General features: G+C 39.7%; 1 protein-coding gene. It reads right to left on the reverse strand.

Going from position 1 to position 237, the window contains the following annotated elements:
* The coding region (locus H5S10_RS00030) for a group II intron maturase-specific domain-containing protein (RefSeq protein WP_325064745.1) at positions 1-237 on the reverse strand (237 nt) is incomplete at both ends.

Below are 237 nucleotides of genomic sequence, written 5' to 3' on the forward strand. Positions count from 1 at the left end.
ATGCATCACGCTGGGACAGCCCCAACTTCTGTAAGTTAGTTACCTTAGTTTTAAACTTTTTCCATTGCTTCCAGATATACTGCCTTATTCGGACCCTCAACCACTTGTCGAGGCGTTGGATAAAGTTAGTTAGTTTCCCAATTGAGTAGTACTGAAGCCACCCACGCATTTTTCGATGAATTTCTTCAAACATTCTTGTCAGAGATATTCCACGATTACGTTTAGTTAATAACTTCA

Source organism: Limosilactobacillus balticus (assembly GCF_014145615.1).
Taxonomy (GTDB): domain Bacteria; phylum Bacillota; class Bacilli; order Lactobacillales; family Lactobacillaceae; genus Limosilactobacillus; species Limosilactobacillus balticus.